Origin of the sequence: Bradyrhizobium betae (assembly GCF_004123905.1) — a bacterium.
Lineage (GTDB): Bacteria > Pseudomonadota > Alphaproteobacteria > Rhizobiales > Xanthobacteraceae > Bradyrhizobium > Bradyrhizobium betae_A.
Window position 1 is genome coordinate 145169 of sequence record NZ_MZXW01000055.1, and the last position, 17174, is coordinate 162342.

At 64.2% G+C, this 17174-nt stretch carries 13 protein-coding genes; 3 read left to right on the forward strand and 10 right to left on the reverse strand.

The window, feature by feature from the left end; translation table 11 throughout:
- Window positions 1–48 precede the first annotated feature (48 nt).
- Together iaaH and B5V03_RS39960 are read right to left on the reverse strand one after the other, a co-directional pair.
- Window positions 49–1467, reverse strand: a complete 1419-nt coding sequence (iaaH, locus tag B5V03_RS39955; RefSeq protein ID WP_129275897.1) for an indoleacetamide hydrolase — start codon at window positions 1465–1467, stop codon at window positions 49–51.
- 76 nt (window positions 1468–1543) lie between these two features.
- Complete coding sequence (locus B5V03_RS39960; RefSeq protein WP_129275898.1) at window positions 1544–4993, reverse strand: indolepyruvate ferredoxin oxidoreductase family protein; 3450 nt, start codon at window positions 4991–4993, stop codon at window positions 1544–1546.
- A gap of 154 nt (window positions 4994–5147) precedes the next feature.
- On the opposite strand from B5V03_RS39960, the gene B5V03_RS39965 reads away from it, so the two are divergent.
- On the forward strand, window positions 5148–5603 hold the full coding sequence (locus B5V03_RS39965) for an Lrp/AsnC family transcriptional regulator (RefSeq protein WP_129275899.1): 456 nt from the start codon (window positions 5148–5150) through the stop codon (window positions 5601–5603).
- Window positions 5604–5689: 86 nt separating this feature from the next.
- On the opposite strand, the gene B5V03_RS39970 is transcribed toward B5V03_RS39965, so the two are convergent.
- The 3 genes from B5V03_RS39970 to B5V03_RS39980 form a co-directional block, all read right to left on the reverse strand.
- Window positions 5690–6529 carry an MFS transporter gene (locus tag B5V03_RS39970; protein ID WP_129275900.1) on the reverse strand — a complete coding sequence of 280 codons (840 nt, stop codon included), beginning with the start codon at window positions 6527–6529 and terminating at the stop codon, window positions 5690–5692.
- Window positions 6526–7029: a hypothetical protein gene (locus B5V03_RS39975; RefSeq protein WP_129275901.1), complete on the reverse strand. Its 504-nt coding sequence runs from the start codon at window positions 7027–7029 to the stop codon at window positions 6526–6528. Before B5V03_RS39975 ends, B5V03_RS39970 begins: the two co-directional genes overlap by 4 nt.
- A gap of 76 nt (window positions 7030–7105) precedes the next feature.
- Entirely contained in the window at window positions 7106–7534 is a 429-nt protein-coding gene (locus B5V03_RS39980; RefSeq protein ID WP_129275902.1) for a hypothetical protein, read from the reverse strand.
- Between the two features lie 61 nt (window positions 7535–7595).
- Here B5V03_RS39980 and B5V03_RS39985 point away from each other — a divergent pair, with 61 nt between their 5' ends.
- Complete coding sequence (locus B5V03_RS39985) at window positions 7596–8510, forward strand: LysR family transcriptional regulator (protein ID WP_129275903.1); 915 nt, start codon at window positions 7596–7598, stop codon at window positions 8508–8510.
- On the opposite strand, the gene B5V03_RS39990 is transcribed toward B5V03_RS39985, so the two are convergent.
- Genes B5V03_RS39990 through B5V03_RS40000 form a run of 3 tightly spaced genes read right to left on the reverse strand, consistent with a single transcriptional unit; the run spans window position 8476 to window position 11754 of the window.
- Complete coding sequence (locus B5V03_RS39990; protein WP_129275904.1) at window positions 8476–9300, reverse strand: fumarylacetoacetate hydrolase family protein; 825 nt, start codon at window positions 9298–9300, stop codon at window positions 8476–8478. The genes B5V03_RS39985 and B5V03_RS39990 overlap by 35 nt on opposite strands.
- 15 nt (window positions 9301–9315) lie before the next feature.
- Window positions 9316–10683, reverse strand: coding sequence for an LLM class flavin-dependent oxidoreductase (locus B5V03_RS39995; protein ID WP_129275905.1), 1368 nt, complete (start codon window positions 10681–10683; stop codon window positions 9316–9318).
- 18 nt (window positions 10684–10701) lie between these two features.
- Window positions 10702–11754, reverse strand: coding sequence for an Ldh family oxidoreductase (locus B5V03_RS40000; RefSeq protein ID WP_129275906.1), 1053 nt, complete (start codon window positions 11752–11754; stop codon window positions 10702–10704).
- Between the two features lie 296 nt (window positions 11755–12050).
- Here B5V03_RS40000 and B5V03_RS40005 point away from each other — a divergent pair, with 296 nt between their 5' ends.
- The gene (locus tag B5V03_RS40005; protein WP_164988620.1) at window positions 12051–15623 is read left to right on the forward strand and encodes a bifunctional diguanylate cyclase/phosphodiesterase; all 3573 of its coding nucleotides are present in this window, start codon (window positions 12051–12053) and stop codon (window positions 15621–15623) included.
- Here B5V03_RS40005 and B5V03_RS40010 read toward each other — a convergent pair.
- Complete coding sequence (locus B5V03_RS40010) at window positions 15597–15938, reverse strand: hypothetical protein (protein WP_129275908.1); 342 nt, start codon at window positions 15936–15938, stop codon at window positions 15597–15599. The two genes, B5V03_RS40005 and B5V03_RS40010, sit on opposite strands and share 27 nt — an antisense overlap.
- Window positions 15939–16169: 231 nt before the next feature.
- Entirely contained in the window at window positions 16170–17162 is a 993-nt protein-coding gene (gene galE / locus B5V03_RS40015; protein WP_129275909.1) for a UDP-glucose 4-epimerase GalE, read from the reverse strand.
- Between the last annotated feature and the right edge of the window lie 12 nt (window positions 17163–17174).

Consider the following 17174-nt stretch of genomic DNA (forward strand, 5'->3'; position numbering starts at 1 on the left):
TCTCGCCGTCATTGCGAGCGTAGCGAAGCAATCCAGAATCCCTCCGCGTCAACGCGGCGGCGGCAGTCGCCCGAACACGGCATCGAGCGCCATGCCGATCGCAAGCAGACGACGATCACTTCCTGCGGGGCCATCCAGTTCAACCCCGATCGGTAATCTGCTCGCTGCACCGAGCGCGATCGGAATCTGAATTCCGGGAATGCCGGCATTGCTGCCGGGGTCGGTGTTCTGGATGAACAGGCCGAAATTCTCGAGGCTGCTGGAATCGGGATTGGAAGGAATTGCCACGCGCGGCGTGGTCGGAAAGGCGATGGCGTCGAGCTTGTTGCCGGCAAAGGTGTTGCTGTAGAGCGCCTGCAACGCGGGACGCGCGGTCTTGATCGCGGCATCGTAGATCGGCGCGGCATCGAGCACCGAGTTATCGGGACCGGGCAGCTTTCGCGGGATCACCAGGCCATCAAAGATGCCCTTGACGTCGGGACTGGCGATCTCCTTCGCCAGCGCGTCGATGTTGAGGCCGGTGCCGGTATGCGCGAGATACGCGACCATGTCGTCATAGGCTTCGTAAAGCGCGACGGGGAATCCGACCTGGCCGTTGATCTCAGGCAGCTCGGCCATCTCGATCTCGACCACCGTGATGCCTTGCGCTTTCATTTGCGCGACGGCTGCGTGGAAAGCAGCTTCGGTATCCGCATCGAGATTGGTCAGCATCATCTTCACAATGCCGATGCGCACCTGCTTCAGATCGGCCGGCGCAATGGCCTCGCCGCCCGCGATGATTCGGTCGAGCAGCGCGACATCCGCCATGGTCGCCGCCATCGGTCCCGCAGTGTCGCGGGTGTGCGAGATCGGCGCGATGCCGTCTTGCGGATAGCGGCCGATAGTCGGGCGCAGCGAGGCGCATCCGTTCAGCGCAGCGGGCACCCGCACCGATCCGCCCGTGTCCGTGCCGAGCCCGCCCGCGACGATCCGCGCGCCGATTGCGGCGCCCGTTCCGGATGAAGAACCGCCGGCGATCAGGGCGCGATCATAGGCGTTGCGCACGCCGAACTCCGCGCCGGTCTTGAACGCAGTGTTGTAGCCGGAGATGCCGAAGGCGAGCTCATGCATGCTGGTCTTGCCGATGATCACGGCGCCGGCGGCCCGCAGCTTTGCGGCAACCGGCGCGTCGGACTTTGGGACATAGTCCTTCAGCGCAGGCGTTCCGGCGCTGCAAGGTAGCCCCGCGACTTCGATGTTGTCCTTGATCACGATGGGCACGCCGCCGAGCGGCTTTGCCTTGTCGCCCGTCCCGTCGAATGCGGCGGCGGCCTTGAGGGCGCCGGCTTCATCCAGGGTGACGAAGGCGTTGAGGTCGGCATTGGCTTTGGCGCGGGCAATCGCTTCTGTCGTGAGCGCGGTGCTCGTCACCTTGCCGGCGCCGAGGTCGGCTACGGCCTGGGTCAGGGTCAACTGGTCGAAATCCATGATGCGTCACCTGATTGCGGAGGCAGCAACAGAATGCCCCTCAAAGCCAGGAGGCTGAGGCCTCACTGGCGCCGCGTCAACGGTGGGCGTGCATCTTTTGCGTTACCGATGTCGTCAAATTCACAAACGACCGCTCGACCTCGGGCTTCACCTTGGCGATTGCGGTGTCCTTCACCGGGCCGTAGCCACGGATCTCCATCGGCGCCTTTGCGATGGCAACGAGGTCGGGCATCCGCGCTGCGTCGAGCTGGCCGAGCATGCGTTCGATCACGCCTTCGTACCAGGTGATCAGCTCCCGCTCGGCGCGCCGTTCGGCGGTGTAGCCGAACGGATCGAACGGCGTCCCGCGCAATCCTTTCAGCCGCGCCAACATGGCAAGCGGCATCTGGATCCATTGACCGAAAGTGCGCTTGCGCGGCCGGCCGCGGGCGTCGTGTTCGGAGGGCAGGAAGGGCGGGGCAAGATGGTACTCGATGCTGAAGCCGTCCTCGAATTCGCGCTTCAGCTCGTCGAGGAAACCGCTCTGCATGTGCAGGCGCGCCACCTCGTACTCGTCCTTGTAGGCCATCAGCTTGAACAGGGAGCGCGCGACCGCTTCGGTCAGGGCCTCGCTGCTCACTTGGGCTTCGGCGCGGCGAACTTTCTCGATCATCGACCGATAGCGCGCCGCATAGGCGTGGTCCTGATAGGCCGTGAGAAATTCGGCGCGGCGGGTAATGAGCTGGTCGAGCGTTTCGGTCTTCGGCGCATCATCCGCCTTCGGCAGAAAGTCCGGATCGGCAGCGGCAATCCGGCCCCAGGCAAAGGCCTGTTTGTTGCGATCGACGGCGACACCGTTCAGCTCGATCGCGCGCAGCAGCGATTGCAGCGAGACCGGCACCAGTCCGCGCTGCCAGGAAAAACCCAGCATGATGATGTTGGCATAGACGGCGTCGCCGAGCAGCCGTTCGGCCATGGCGTTGGCGTTGATCGTGTCGAGATTGTCGTTGCCGATGACGCGGCCGATCGCACGCAGGCGGGCAGGGGAAGCGAGATCGGCGTCGCGGAAGCGGACGACGTCGCCGGTCGGCATCTCCGCGGTGTTGACGGCGGCGCGCGTGCCGCGGCGATAGGTGCCGGACGCCTTTGGCGAGGAGCTGACGACGAGATCGCAGCCGATCAGCGCATCGGCCGCGCCCTGGTCGATACGGACCTGATGCAGCGCTTCAGGGGACGCAGCTAGTCGGATGAAACTCAGCACAGGGCCGAACTTCTGTGCAAAGCCGGTGAAATCTAGCACCGAGACGCCACGGCGTTCGAGATGCGCGGCCATGCCGATCAGCGCGCCGACCGTGATCACGCCGGTGCCGCCGACGCCTGTTACGAGCAGGTCGTAGGGACGATCGAGCGTTGGGGGTGCGGGGAGGGGAAGTGTTGCGGCATGGCCGATTGCGTCGATCTGGCTTGCGGCCTTCTTCCGGCGCGTGGCGCCTTCGACCGTGACAAAGCTCGGGCAAAAGCCGTTGAGGCAGGAAAAATCCTTGTTGCAGGACGACAAATTGATCTGGCGCTTGCGGCCGAATGGCGTTTCCTTGGGCTCGACACTGAGGCAGTTGGATTCGACCGAGCAGTCGCCGCAGCCCTCGCAGACGAGATCGTTGATATAGGCAAAGCGTTTGGGATCGGCCATCTGGCCGCGCTTGCGCCGGCGCCGCTTCTCGGTGGCGCAGGTCTGCTGATAGATCAGGACCGAGACGCCGGGGACATCGCGCAACTCGCGCTGCACGGCGTCCATCTCCTCGCGCGGATGGATGCTCACGCCATCAGGCAGGTCTGCCGGCAGGAACTGTGCGGGATCGTCCGATACCAGCGCGATGCGCGTTACACCCTCGGCGCGGACGCTGTGCGCGATCGCGTGCACGCTGATGGGGCCGTCAACCGGCTGGCCACCGGTCATCGCCACCGCATCGTTGAACAGGATCTTGTAGGTGATGTTGGCCTTGGCGGCGATGGCCTGCCGGATCGCCATCGAGCCCGAGTGATAATAGGTACCCTCGCCGAGGTTCTGGAAGATGTGCTTGTTGCCGGTGAATCGCGACGATGCCGCCCAGTTCACGCCCTCGCCGCCCATCTGAATCAGCGAGGAGGTCTCGCGGTCCATCCAACTCGCCATGAAATGGCAGCCGATGCCGGCCAGCGCCTTCGATCCCTCCGGCACTTTCGTCGATGTGTTGTGCGGGCATCCCGAGCAGAAATAGGGCGTTCGTGTCGCACCTGAGACGTTGATGGTGCGCTCAGCCTCCGGCATCAGGGCGGCTGCGCGTGCGGTGAGATCAAGTCCCGGAAACATCGGATCGAGACGTCGCGCCAGCACGCCAGCGAGCGCGCGCGGCGACAATTCGCCGATCCAGGAGATCAGCCGCGCCCCTCGCTCGTCGTGCTTGCCGACCATGCGCTCGGGCTTGCTGCCGGGATAGTCATAAAAATATTCCTTGAACTGGCTTTCGATGATGCCGCGCTTCTCCTCGACGACCAGGATCTCGCGCTTGCCCTTCACGAAATCCATGGCGTCGTGCAGCGCCAGCGGCCAGACCATGCCGACCTTGTAGACGTCGATGCCGATGCTGCGGCAGGCGGCTTCATCGAGGCCCATCAGACGCAGCGCTTCCATCAGGTCGAGATGCGCCTTGCCCGTGGTGACGATGCCGTAGGTGGCATTGGCGATGTCGTAGATGTGGCGATCGATCGGATTGGCTTTTGCGAAGGCGTAGACCGCATGCTTCTTTGCCTCCAGCCGTTCCTCGATCTGCGGGCCCGGCAGATCCGGCCAGCGATAGTGCAGTCCATCAGGTGGCGGCGTGAAGTCGGGCGTGCGGAACGTACGCGACGGGCGCAGCGCGACGGAGGCGCCCGATTCCACGATCTCCGAGATCGCCTTGAAGCCGACCCACATGCCGGTAAAGCGGCTCAGCGCGTAGCCATATTCGCCGAACTCCAGATATTCGCTGACGCTTGCCGGATGCAACGTCGGCATGAACCAGCTCATGAAGGCCACGTCGGACTGGTGCGGCATCGAGGACGAGACACAGCCATGGTCGTCGCCGGCGACCACCAGCACGCCGCCATGCGGCGAGGAGCCGTAGGCGTTGCCGTGCTTGAGCGCATCGCCGGAGCGATCGACGCCGGGCCCTTTGCCGTACCAGAGGCCGAACACGCCATCGACGTCGCGATCGGCTTGCGTCTCGACCTGTTGCGAGCCGAGCACCGCTGTTGCCGCAAGGTCCTCGTTCACTGCGGGGAGGAATTCGATGCGGTCTTGCTTGAGCCGCTTCTGGATGCGCCACAGCTCGAGGTCGATGCCGCCGAGCGGCGAGCCGCGATAGCCGGAGATGAAGCCGGCGGTATTGAGGCCGCGCGCACGGTCGCGCCGGATCTGGTCGAGCGCGATGCGAACGATGGCCTGCGTGCCCGTGAGAAAGACACGGCCCTCCTCGCGATCGTAGCGGTCGGAGAGCTCGTAAGCATCGAGTGACGAAATGGCGTCCATGGCGGACCTCGCGCGGCGTCCCTGCCGAAGGATGGAAGGGTATGCCTGCGAGGCTGGTAGGTCTTACCCATCTTTCCTGAATTTACTGTCATTATGGTAGATTTTTGCAAAGTTTCCATAAATCCGGTAGATTTAATCGAGTTGAGAGGCATTCATGATCGAAGAGCAGGACAGGCGGATTCTCCTCCATCTCCAGAAGGACGGCCGCGCCACCAACCAGCAGCTGGCCGACGAGGTCGGCATGTCGACCTCGGCCTGCTGGCGCCGGGTGCGTGCGCTGGAGGAGACCGGCGTCATCCAGGGCTATGCGGCGCTGGTCGCGCGTGAGCAGGCGGGTTTTACGATGTCGGCTATCCTCCACGTCTCGCTGGAGCGGCACGACGCAAAATTCGTCGACGAATTCGTGTCCCGGGTCACCACACGCCGCGAAGTGCTGGAGTGTTTTGCGACCACGGGCGACGCCGACTATCATTTGCGCGTGGTCGTGCAGGACATGGCGGCCTACAACAGGTTTCTCGACGAGTTCATGTTCCGCATTCCCGGCATCCGCTATGTCCGCAGCAATGTGGTGCTGAAGGAGATCAAGGCGGGCGTGGCACTGCCGTTTTGAGGATGCACATTCGCGCTCGTTGGTGCGCGAGGGCTAACGACGAAGCAATCCAGGATTCTGCGCGCGCCGCCAGACGCAGCGATGGTTCATACCGTCTCCGCCCGCCTGCGCCGGAACAGTTGGCGCAGTGACAGCGCGTGCAACAGGATCGAGCTTGGCACGACGAAGGCAGGGGTCAGCACATTTGGAAAGGTGTCAACGCCCATGCTCGGGCCGCTCGGAACGATCAGTTGGAACGCGCCGGGCGACATGATCATCCCCAAGGCGATCGCGATGGCGAAATCCGCGAGGCCGCAGATGTTCCAGAGGATCGCTCCTTTCCGCCCCTCGGCCGTTCCGGATGCGAGGGCAATCGCCGCTGGCACAGCGAACAGGCCGGTCAGCACATCGCCTGTACCTGCCGGCAGCGCCCATAGGCCCGGCAGCGCTCCTCGCAGCCAGTAGGCGAGCCACTGGCTACCAAAGATGCGGTAAAGTTGAAGAGCGATGAGCCACGTCGGCGGCATTGCATCGAGCAACAGTCCCACCCGCTTCGACAATAGCAGCACCGGAGCACCCACGATCACCGGCAGCAGCATCGCCGCCGGAAGCAGCGGCAAGGGGGAGGCGCCGGTGCGGAACGTGCCGTTAATGGCTGCCGTCCAGGCGACGGCGGCCCACAGCGTGAAAGGGACCATGACAGCCAGCCAGGTCGCTTGGCGTTGTCTTGGTGCCAACGCGCTGCTTTCGAGGCCGAGCCACAAGCCCAGCGCGATGAACCCATGGGCCATCAGCCGAACGGCTAGGGCCGGAAAGCCGCTCTCCGGAAGTGCAGGTAGCGCGTAGATCAACCAGGTCCACAGCGCTGTGAATAGAACGGCCCACATCAGGCTGAGCCGGACAGGATGCGGAACAATCACGGCAGCGGAAACAGCATTGGGATTCATCGGCGTTCCTCGGCTGAGTCGGCTCCCGACAAGATCATGAAGACGAGGACGTGGGTGACGAGCAGCAATGGCACGTAAAGCGCTGGAATATAGATGCCGGCGCCGAACAGGCCCGGATTCTGGATTTTCGTGATCCCCATGTAGTAGGCATTCAGGAGATCCAACGTGCCCCAGATGTTGAAGATCCAGACCAAGGGAATAGCGATCGACCAACGCCAGGAGAGCGCGGCCATTGACACGAGTGCGAGACCGGCAGCGATGAGATCGCCCCATCCGACCTGGTTGGCGAAATCCGCGCTCAACTCCGAAGACACGAATCCGGCGACCATGAAGTTCATGCCTAAGAACCTGAACGCATGGAAAGCTGCGAGAAGTCTCAGGGCGTCATGGCGCGCCATCGCGCGGATCGCCGGCCAAACGTAGATGTAGGCCACCACCGAGCTAGTCAGGAAGGCGCCGGCGACGCTGAGGACGAATGGTAGATTGAAGCTCGGTGGCACGTTCGGATGTCCTCGTGATGGTCCGTCCATCGGATGAGATCGAGGCCGGTCTATTCGGCTCGACGTCGACGCGCGCTCAGGGTTTCGCCATGAGCAGGCGGAGCGGCATGAGCGGACCGACCGCGATGTATTCGTGATCGATGAGGTCCTGCCTGGCGAGCGGCAGGCCGTCCATGATCGCGTGCCCTTCGGCGACATCCTTGGCATCCAGCAGGAACACGGCTCCGCGCCCATCGGACCGTGAATACCATTCGCGAACTTTGCCGCTGAGATAGAGCTGTACGGTCTGCCTGATTTCATCGGGCATGACGGCCATGACTTGTTCGCGTGTGACGCCCGCCTTGACGGTCAGGATGACCATCACCCCTGTGGTCGTGGGTGACGGCACTTGTGCTTGGGCAAGAGAAGGATCGGTCATGGAGGTAATACCTGTCAGTGTGAGGGTGAGGGCCAGGATGACGTTGCGGATTGCCTTCATCGGTTTTGTTTCTCCGGTGCGGCTCATTTGCAATTCGGATGTAAGGCCGCTTTCCGCGAGCGACTATTCGCGATAATGTTGATGGGCTATGAAGCAGAACTTCACAGTCCGGCACGGTGCGCTCGACGGCGTGGAGGCGTTTCTGAGTGTCGCGCAGCACCGCAGTTTCCGCCGTGCCGCATCGCAGCTCGGGGTAACGCCGTCGGCCATCAGTCAGGCGATACGAGCGCTCGAGGCGCGCGTCGGTGCCGCGCTCTTTATCCGCACGACCCGCAGCGTCGGTCTGACTGAAGCCGGCGAAAGATTCCTTGCGCGCGCAAGACCAGCCTTCGAAGAACTCGTCGCGGCAAGCGGGGCGGCGCGTGAGCTCGGACAGCGGCCGGCTGGGCTCCTGCGTCTCACCGTACCGCGCTCGGTCGTGCCGATCCTGTTGGAGCCGTTGGTCGCCTCGTTCTGCCAGGCGTTTCCCGAGATCGAGGTGGAGCTTGCCGCAAGCGAAGAGATGGTCGATCTCGCAGCCGGAGGTTTTGACGCCGGCATCAGGATGGGCCAGTTCATCACCCCCGACATGGTTGCCGTGCGGCTGACGAAGCCCCTGCCTCTTATCATCGTCGGCAGCCCGGCCTACCTCGCCCGCCGCGGCCGGCCCGAGCGTCCGGACGATCTGCGAGAGCACGCGTGCTTGCGATTGCGACGATCGAGCGGTGCGCTCGCGTCATGGTCGCTCAACGACAACGGCCGTTCGATCGAGATTGCCGTTTCAGGACCTTTCATTGCCTACGACTTTCCCACCATGCTGGGCGCCGCGGTCGAAGGTGTGGGCCTCGCGCAAGTACCCGCGCCGCTGGCCACCGGCGCCATGGCGGCCGGAAAGCTTGTCCACGTACTGGAGCCATTCGCACCGATGACGCCGGGTGTGTTCCTGTACTATCCCGGCCACCGGCAAATCATGCCGAAGCTGCGGGCCTTTATCGACCATGTGAAGGGCCGCGCCGCAAGTTGATGTCCTGCCGCTGCTCCCGTACGAAGCGATTTCGCAGTGTCCCGACACCGCTGATGTCGATCTCCACGACATCGCCGTGCTTGATATCCGGCGAGGCGCCATCCGTACCCATCCAGATCACATCGCCGGGCCATAGCGTAAAATACTTCGTCAGCTCCACCAGGAACGGCACCACGCCAAAGATCATGTCGGCGGTCGCGAAGCGGTTGGTTTCCTTGCCGTTGACGCGGACGATGGTCTGCATCTTGGCAAGATCGGCCTCGGTCTCGATCCACGGACCCATCGGCTTGAATGTGTCGGCGTTCTTCGAGCGCCACAGGCTGCGATCGGCCTTCTGCCAGCTGCGCTCGCTGACGTCGTTGCCGATGGTGTAGCCGAACACGCACTCCATTGCGTTCTGTTTGGTGAGATGCTTCACCTTCTTGCCGATGACGACGACGAGCTCGCCCTCATAGTGGATCTTGTCCGTCGCGAATGAGGGGATCACGACCTCCTCTTCGTGCGCGATCAGCGCGTTCTGCGCGCGATAGCCGATCTCGGGCCGGTCAGGCACAGCCGGTACTTCGCCGCGCTTGTCGGCGGCTTCCTTCAGGTGTTTTAGATAGTTCAGGCCGACGCAGTAGAAGGTGCGCGGGATCAGCGGCAGCTCGATCTTGACCTGGGCCAGGGGATGCGTGCGCGAGGTGCGCTGCCATTCGCCAAAGGGATCGCCGTCGACCGCGATCACCTGGTCGCCTCCGACAATCCCCCAGGACGTCTTGTCCGAGGCGGTAAATTTCAGCCAGCGCATGGTGTGTCCTCGTTGTTATTCTGCGGCGTCGCGCGGCTGCACCTTCCAGGCGCCGGCCGCGGGCCGTTTGAGCCCGAGATTTTCCCGCAATGTCTTGCCGCGGTATTCTTTCTGGAACAAGCCGCGGCGCTGCAACTCCGGCACGATATGCTGCACGAAATCGGCGTAGGAACCGGGCACATAAGTCGCGGCGATGACAAAGCCGTCGCAGCCGCGCGCGACGAACATCTCCTCTAACTTGTCCGCGATCTCCTTGGGGCCCCCGACCATGGCGTCATGCACCTGGCCGCGGCCGGAGAAGGTGACGAAGTCGCGCGCGCTCGGATTGCTCTTGCCCGAGTTCTTCAGCACGCCGTCGCGGATGCCCAAGATGCCCTGCATGCTCTTCAGTTCATCCGTGGTCAGCGGCGCGTCGAGATCCTTGGCGGCGAAATCGTAATTGAGCGCTTCCGCAAGCAGCGACAGTGCGTCGATCTCGAGCGGCAGCTTGTTGATCAGCGCCATCTTGTCCTCGGCCTCGGCTTTCGTGGCGGCGCAAACCGGCGTCGTCAGATTGCAGAGGAACATCTGGTCGGGATCGCGGCCTGCCTTGGCCGCTTCGTTGCGCACGGAAGCATAACCCTCCTTGGCGGCAGCGAGGTTGCGCGCAGCGGTGAAGATTACCTCGCCCCATCGGCCGGCAAAGCGCTGGCCGCGGCCGGATGCGCCGGCCTGGATGATCACGGGATGGCCCTGTTGTGAGCGCGGCACGGTGAACGGGCCGCGGGACTTGAAGGCCGCTCCCTTGTGATCGAGCCGCTTCACCTTGCTTGGATCGGCAAAGCGGCCGCTTGTCTTGTCAATGATCAGGGCGCCGTCTTCCCAGGTGTCCCAATGGCCGAGCACGACCTCCATGAATTCGTCGGCCTTGTCGTAGCGGGAATCGTGTTCTGGATGGGAGTCGCGCCCCATGTTGAGGGCTTCGCCGTCATTGAGCGAGGTGACGACGTTCCACCCCGCGCGCCCGCCCGACATCAAATCGAGTGTCGCGAAGCGGCGCGCGAGATCGAAGGGCTCGTAGTACGTCGTCGAGCAGGTCGAGCCAAGGCCGAGTTTGTCGGTGACCAGGCCCATCGTGGTCAGCACGATCAGCGGGTCCATCTTCACGCAGCGGATGCCGTATTCGACGGTGTGGGCGTGGTCGTTGCCGTAGCGATCCGGCATCGCCAGGCGATCGTCGAAGAACGCCATGTGGAATTTGCCGGCTTCGAGAATCCTGGCGATCTCCTGATAGTAATCCGCCGACATCGAATCGTCGCGCGAGTCGGGATGCCGCCAGGAGCTCGGTAAGTTCGTGCAGTTCTGCGCCTGAAGGAAGCCGACCAGTACCATCTGCCGTGTCATGCTGTTCTCCTGATGCCGTCAGGCCAGATCGAGGACGGTGTCGAGCCTGTAGTCCCGCGCCAGGGTGCGTAGCTTCTCCCAGGTCGCATCCTCGATCTCGATGCCGTCGCGCAGGCGCTGCTGCTCGCGGAAACCCTCGATCTCGCCGGGATAATAGACGCCCTTGCTGCCCTCGGAGGGCGGCGTCGATTTCAGGTACTGCGCGAATTCCGCGACCTCGCGCTTGAACTCTTGCAGCGGGCGGAAGGCGGCGACGTTGAACACCGCCATGAAGCAACCGTCATTATGCCGCCCGGTCGGCTCGACGCCGAATCCCAAGCCGGTGAGCAGGCCGCATAACACCTCGACCATCGCGGCGAGGCCGCTGCCCTTGTAGCCCTCGGTGCCGCCGAGCGGCAGCAGCGCGCCGCCCTTGCGGTATTGCGTGGGATCGGTGGTGTGCCGTCCCTCGGCATCGATGATCCACCCCGTCGGGATCTCCTCGCCGCGGGCGACCGCGAGCTGGATTTTTCCGGCCGCAACCGCCGAGGTCGCCATGTCCAGATAGAACGGCGCCTCGAGATCGGACGGCACCGCGATCGAGATCGGGTTGGTACCGAGCCGCGGCTCCTTGCCCCCGAACGGCGCCACGTGCTTCGGCGAGCGGCCGGAATCCGCCGTGGCGATCCCGATCATGCCTTCGCGCATCGCCATCAGCGGATAGGCGGCGAGGCGGCCGACATGGCTCTGCCGGAACACGGTGCAGGCGGCGACATTGGCCGTCCTCGCCTTCTCGATCGTCAGCGCCATCGCCTTGGCGTTGACGTGGAAACCAAAACCCCAATGGCCGTCGATCACGGTCGTGGTCGGCGATTCCTGGACGATGGACCATGTCGCGCCGGGGACTATGTGTCCGGCCTTGATGCGGTCGATATAGGTGGGAACCGCGATTACGCCGTGAGAGTCGTGGCCGGCGAGATTGGCGTTGACGCAGCCGATTGCGACGGCATCTGCCTCTTCCTCGGAAGCTCCGGCGGCGCGGAGCAGCGCGGCGCTGATGCGCGTGAGGCGGTCGGCCTTGACGATGGGCATGGCGTTTCCCCGGCATTGTGCCCTTAACGAGCTGCTTGTTGGGTGCCATCGTCTCAAAGCGCGGCAGCGATATCAATCTCCCGTAAACCAACACAGGGCTGCAAATTCGTAAACAGAGCGCGCCTTTGGTCGAAGATTCCTCCCGTGCTGCGGCATTCCCGATAGTTTGGCGCCTGTCGTTCGCAGCTCGTTCACTCTGATCGAGGGTTTGCGGCGCGCAATAACGACCATTTAGGCGGTGTCCCTTCATAAAGGTACCCGGGAGAAATCGGCAGAAATGCCCGGGAGTTGAGATCGTGCCGACGACACTCGCGCGCACCTTTGCGGCGTTGAGCGCCATCAACGAAGCGATCCTCTACGCGAAATCGCCGGACGAGCTGTACCAGAAGGTCTGCGACGCCGGGTTTTCGAGCGGGGATTTTTTGGCCGTGGCCGTATTCCTGGTGGGACCGGACGGCGGTCGGCTGCGCTTTGCGGCCGGTTGCGGCGACGATATCCCGCGGCTGCGCTCGATCGAGATCACCACGGACGCCGGCACGCCGGAAGGCTCTGGCGTCGGCGGCGAAGCATTTCGCGATCAGAAGCTGTGCGTGAGCAACGACTATCTGAACGATCCGCGCTCGCTGGCGTGGCGCGAGGGCGCCGCCAGGGCCGAGATCGGCGCGGCTGCGGCGCTGCCGCTGCTGTGCAACGGCAAGAGCGTCGGCGTGCTGTACGTGACCCGCCGCGAGGCCGGTTCGCTCAACGAGCAGATGGTGTCGCTGTTCGAGCGCATGTCGGCCAACATTTCCTATGCCCTGGACAATTTCGCGCGCGAGACCGCGCGGCAGACCGGCGAGCGCGCGACGCGGCGCCTGAACCGCATGTTCAGCGCGCTCAGCGCGACCAACGAGGCCATCCTGCGCGCCAAGACCGAGCAGGAACTCTACCAATTGGTGTGCGATGCCTCCGTGCACGGCGGCAAATCGCTCGCAACCTTCGTTCTGCTCAAGGAGCCGGACTCGCATTGGCTGAAGCCTGTCGCCGGCAGCGGCGAGAATCTGGAGATCGTGGCCCGGACCCGTTACTCCGTCGATGCCGAGAATCCCTACGGTCGCGGCATTTCCGGCGAGGTGTTCCGGACGCAGAAGCCCTGGGTCGAACGCGATCTCGCGCGCCGCACCAGGGGAACGCCGTGGGAGCAGGCCAATACCAACACCGGCGTTGCCGCATGCGTCGCGGCGCCTCTGATCAGGCGCGGTGAAAGCGTCGGCGTCATCCTCGCCTTCCTCAGCCAGTCCTGGGCGAAGGACGAGGAGATCGTCGCGCTGATGCTGCGCATCGCCGAGAACGTCTGCTTCGCCATCGACAATTTCGACCGTGAAGCCGAGAAGGCCCGGATCGCCGAGGAGGAGGAGCGCCTGGCGCGCATGTATGCGGCGCTCAGCGCGACCAATGAGGCGATCCTGCGCGCGCATTCGCGGGCCGAGCTGTTCGACCTCGTTTGCGAAGCGACCGCGAAGGGCGCCAAGTTCACCTCGGCCAACATTGCGCTGGTCGATCACGACGCCGAACTGCTCCGCGTCGTCGCCTGCTACGGCCCGAACTCGGATACTGTCCGCAACTTCAAGTTCTCCACGTCCGACCAGGTGCCCGAAGGACGGGGATTGACCGGAACCGCGTTCCGGACGCGCCAACCCTGCATCAGCAACGACGTGCTGTCCGACGACCGGATCAAGCCCTGGCAGGCCAACGCCCGCCGCAACGGCATCGGATCTTCCGCGGCGTTGCCGCTGCTCAACGGCGACCGCGTCGAAGGCGTCTTCCTCTTCAATTCGCAGGAGCGCGGCACGTTCACGCCTGACCTGATCCAGTTGCTCGGTCGCTTGGCGGAGAACGTCTCCTTTGCACTCGACAAATTCGACCGGGCCGAGGAGCGGGCCCGGGCCGAGGCCCAGAAGGAGCGCCTGACGCGGATGTTCGCGGCGCTGAGCGCCACCAATGAAGCGATCGTGCGCGCGAAGTCGCGCACCGAGCTGTTCGAGCTGGTGTGCCAGGCCGCCTCCACCGGCGGCAAGTTCACCTCCACGACCATTGCGCTGGCCAGCGCCGACAGCGATCAGCTCGCGATCGTCGCGGCCGCGGGGCCGTCCGCCGAGACCACGCGAAACGTTCGTCTCTCCATCAACGCCGACCGGCCCGAGGGCCGCGGCATGAGCGGCACGGCGTTCCGCATCCGGCAGCCCTGTGTCAGCAACGATTACGTCAATGACAGCCGTGTGAGCGCCTTTCATGCGGTGCTGCAAGGCGACGGCGCGCGCTCCGGCGCGGCGTTCCCGCTGATCACGCACGACAAGGCTGTCGGCGTCATGATCTACATGTCGATCGAGGAGAACACCTTCACGACTGAGTTCGTCGAGTTGTTGCAACGCCTCGCCGATAACGTCTCGTTTGCGATGGAGAATTTCGATCGCGCCGACGAGAAGAACGAGGCCGACGAGCGGATCGAGTATCTCGCTTCGCACGACAGCCTCACCGATTTGCCGAACCGCGAGACCTTCAACGCGCTGCTGCGCGAGGCGATCGGCGAAGCGCAACGCCACGATCACCGTTTTGCGGTGCTGTTCATCGATCTCGACCGCTTCAAGGTCATCAACGATTCGCTCGGCCATGAGGCTGGCGATTTGCTGCTGCTCGAAGTCGCGACCCGGCTCCGCAGCGCGCTGCGGGCAAGCGACGTGGTCGCGCGCCTCGGCGGCGACGAATTCGTGGTGATCCTCGACCGGTGCGGCGATCTCGACGACGTCCAGCGGATCTCGGCCGGGTTGCTCGCGGCGCTCGCCGAGCCGATGGAGCTGGCCGGTCACGAGTGCCACACCACGGCCTCGATCGGCATCGCGATGTATCCGGCCAACGGCTCCGATGCGCAGACGCTGACCAAGAACGCCGACATGGCGATGTATCTCGCCAAGGAAGACGGCAAGAACGGCTATCGCTTCTTCTCCAAGGAAGTGAAGACGCAGTCGATCGAACGGCTCTCGCTCGAGAGCGCGCTGCGCCGGGCGCTGGAGCGCGAGCAGTTCTCCCTGAACTACCAGCCCAAGGTGGACATGGAGACCAGCCAGATCACCGGCGTGGAAGCGCTGCTGCGCTGGACGCACCCGGATCTCGGCAGCATCTCGCCGGCGCAGTTCATTCCGCTTGCGGAGGAAACCGGGCTGATCGTGCCGATCGGCCGCTGGGTGGTGAAGGAAGCCTGCGCGCAGGCCATGGCCTGGCAGCGCCGCGGCCTCTTGCCGGTGTCGATGGCGGTCAATCTGTCGCCACGGCAGTTTGTCGACGAGCATCTGTTGCAGGACGTCGACGAAGCGCTGGCGGCCTCCGGCATGTCGCCGGTGCTGCTCCAGCTCGAGGTCACCGAGAGCATGATGATGCGCAATGTCGGGCGCGCGCTGAAGGTGCTCGACGCCATCCAGAGCCGCGGCATCCGGCTTGCCATCGACGATTTCGGCACCGGCTATTCGTCGATGTCGCTGATGAAGCATTTTCCGATCGACACCATCAAGATCGACCGCTCCTTCGTGCGCGACTTGCCGCAGGATTCGGAAGATCAGGCGATCGCGCAGGCGATCATCAGCATGGGCAAGGCGCTCGGCATGACCGTGGTCGCCGAGGGCGTCGAGAACACCGAGCAGGAAGCGTTCCTGCGCAGCCATGGCTGCGACGAGATGCAGGGTTTCCTGATCTCCAAGCCGGTGCCGGCGAAGCAGATGGCCGAGCTGCTGCGGCCGATGGCTCTGCCGGTCGCACCGCCGCTTCAGCCCGAGCCAGAGCCGGATCGCGCGGTGGCCGAAGCCGTGGCGCTACGGCTGAAACGCGCTGTCATCTAGCGGCTGCGGATGCAGCTCGCGGACCTCGTGGTCGGCGCCTTCTGCCTTGCTCGGAAAATCCTGCGGTCCCGTCAGCGAAGTCTGCTCGACGAACAGCGCCAGAATCGTGCGCGCGCCATCGGCGAAGCTCGTGCCTTCGTTCAACCCGAGCTCGACGCACCAGGCGCGGCTCATCGGTTCCTGGTCGTCGACCACTGTCATGGCGGGTCCCCACCACCAGGCAGGCGCGGGCGAGCGCTCGTCTTCCGGCACGACATGCCAGCGGACGAACTCATCCATCACGCGCTCGAACTCTAGGCGTGCAGCCTGATGCATGCGGTCGGTACTCCCGGAATCCGCGCGTGATGACAGGCCGTCACGCGAATTCGATCGTGGCCTTGACGCTCGGAAAAAATCGGCTCGCGCAAATCGGCCGAGCCATGCATCCCGACCTCATCGTCGGCGATGCCCGAAAATGCGGCCGTCGGCGATACGCCAACGGCGGCAGCGAAGGCCCATTCTAGCCGTTTGGAGGCACGGCAGGCAAGGTACGGATGTTACGGTTGCTTAACGTGCCCTCAGCGGATGCGCCTTCTGGTGCCAGGCCCAGGCGGTCCGGATCACCGTGGCGAGGTCGGAGTGACGCGGCACGAAGTTCAGCACTTTTCGCGCGGCGGAGGCGTCGGCGACGAGGTAAGTGGGATCGCCGGCGCGGCGCGGCTTCATGGTGTGCGGCACCTCGCGCCCGGTCTCCTGCCTGATGGCGTTGAGGATCTCGCGCACCGAGAAGCCGGAGCCGGTGCCGAGATTGAAGCTGCCGCCGGCATGTCCCGTTTCCAGAAGCTTCAATGCGGCGACATGCGCGGCGGCAAGGTCGGTGACATGGATATAGTCGCGGATCGCGGTGCCGTCGGGCGTATCGTAATCGTCGCCGAACACGGCGAAATCGACATGGCCTTGCAGCGCCATCATGGCGCGCGGAATGAGATGGGTCTCGTTGTCACGCAGCTCGCCGATGCCGCCGGCCGGGTCGGCGCCGCTGGCGTTGAAATAGCGCAGGCAGAACGCGCCAAAGCCGTAGGCTGCGCGATAATCGGCGAGCATGCGCTCGATCATCCATTTCGACGCACCATAGGGATTGATCGGCGCGCAGGGAAAATCTTCCGGCAGCTCCTTGGAATCGGCGTTGCCGTAGACGGCGCCGGTCGAGGAGAACACGATGCGCTGGCAACCCGCATTTCGCATCGCCTGCAGCAGCGACAGCGTGCCCTGGACGTTGTTGATGTAATATTTCTGCGGGTCGGTCATGGACTCGCCGACGAGGCTCGCCGCCGCGAAATGCATCACCGCCGTGACCTTGTGCTCGGCGAAGGCGCGCGCCAGCGCCGCACCGTCGAGCAGATCGCCCGTCACCAGCGGGCCGGCCACGAAACTGCGATGCCCTGTCGAGAGATTGTCATAAACGACGGGCTGATAGCCGGCGGCGGTCAGTGCGCGGCAGGCATGCGAGCCAATATAGCCTGCGCCCCCTGTAACGAGGACAGTCGGTCGGTCAGTCATGTCGTCTTCTGC

What these genes read in the sequence shown, in the direction of transcription:
- iaaH (WP_129275897.1), bottom strand. Translation starts at nt 1,467, where the DNA reads ATGGATTTCGACCAGTTGACCCTGACCCAGGCCGTAGCCGACCTCGGC.
- B5V03_RS39960 (WP_129275898.1), bottom strand. Translation starts at nt 4,993, where the DNA reads ATGGACGCCATTTCGTCACTCGATGCTTACGAGCTCTCCGACCGCTAC.
- B5V03_RS39965 (WP_129275899.1), top strand. Translation starts at nt 5,148, where the DNA reads ATGATCGAAGAGCAGGACAGGCGGATTCTCCTCCATCTCCAGAAGGAC.
- B5V03_RS39970 (WP_129275900.1), bottom strand. Translation starts at nt 6,529, where the DNA reads ATGAATCCCAATGCTGTTTCCGCTGCCGTGATTGTTCCGCATCCTGTC.
- B5V03_RS39980 (WP_129275902.1), bottom strand. Translation starts at nt 7,534, where the DNA reads ATGAGCCGCACCGGAGAAACAAAACCGATGAAGGCAATCCGCAACGTC.
- B5V03_RS39985 (WP_129275903.1), top strand. Translation starts at nt 7,596, where the DNA reads ATGAAGCAGAACTTCACAGTCCGGCACGGTGCGCTCGACGGCGTGGAG.
- B5V03_RS39990 (WP_129275904.1), bottom strand. Translation starts at nt 9,300, where the DNA reads ATGCGCTGGCTGAAATTTACCGCCTCGGACAAGACGTCCTGGGGGATT.
- B5V03_RS39995 (WP_129275905.1), bottom strand. Translation starts at nt 10,683, where the DNA reads ATGACACGGCAGATGGTACTGGTCGGCTTCCTTCAGGCGCAGAACTGC.
- B5V03_RS40000 (WP_129275906.1), bottom strand. Translation starts at nt 11,754, where the DNA reads ATGCCCATCGTCAAGGCCGACCGCCTCACGCGCATCAGCGCCGCGCTG.
- B5V03_RS40010 (WP_129275908.1), bottom strand. Translation starts at nt 15,938, where the DNA reads ATGCATCAGGCTGCACGCCTAGAGTTCGAGCGCGTGATGGATGAGTTC.
- galE (WP_129275909.1), bottom strand. Translation starts at nt 17,162, where the DNA reads ATGACTGACCGACCGACTGTCCTCGTTACAGGGGGCGCAGGCTATATT.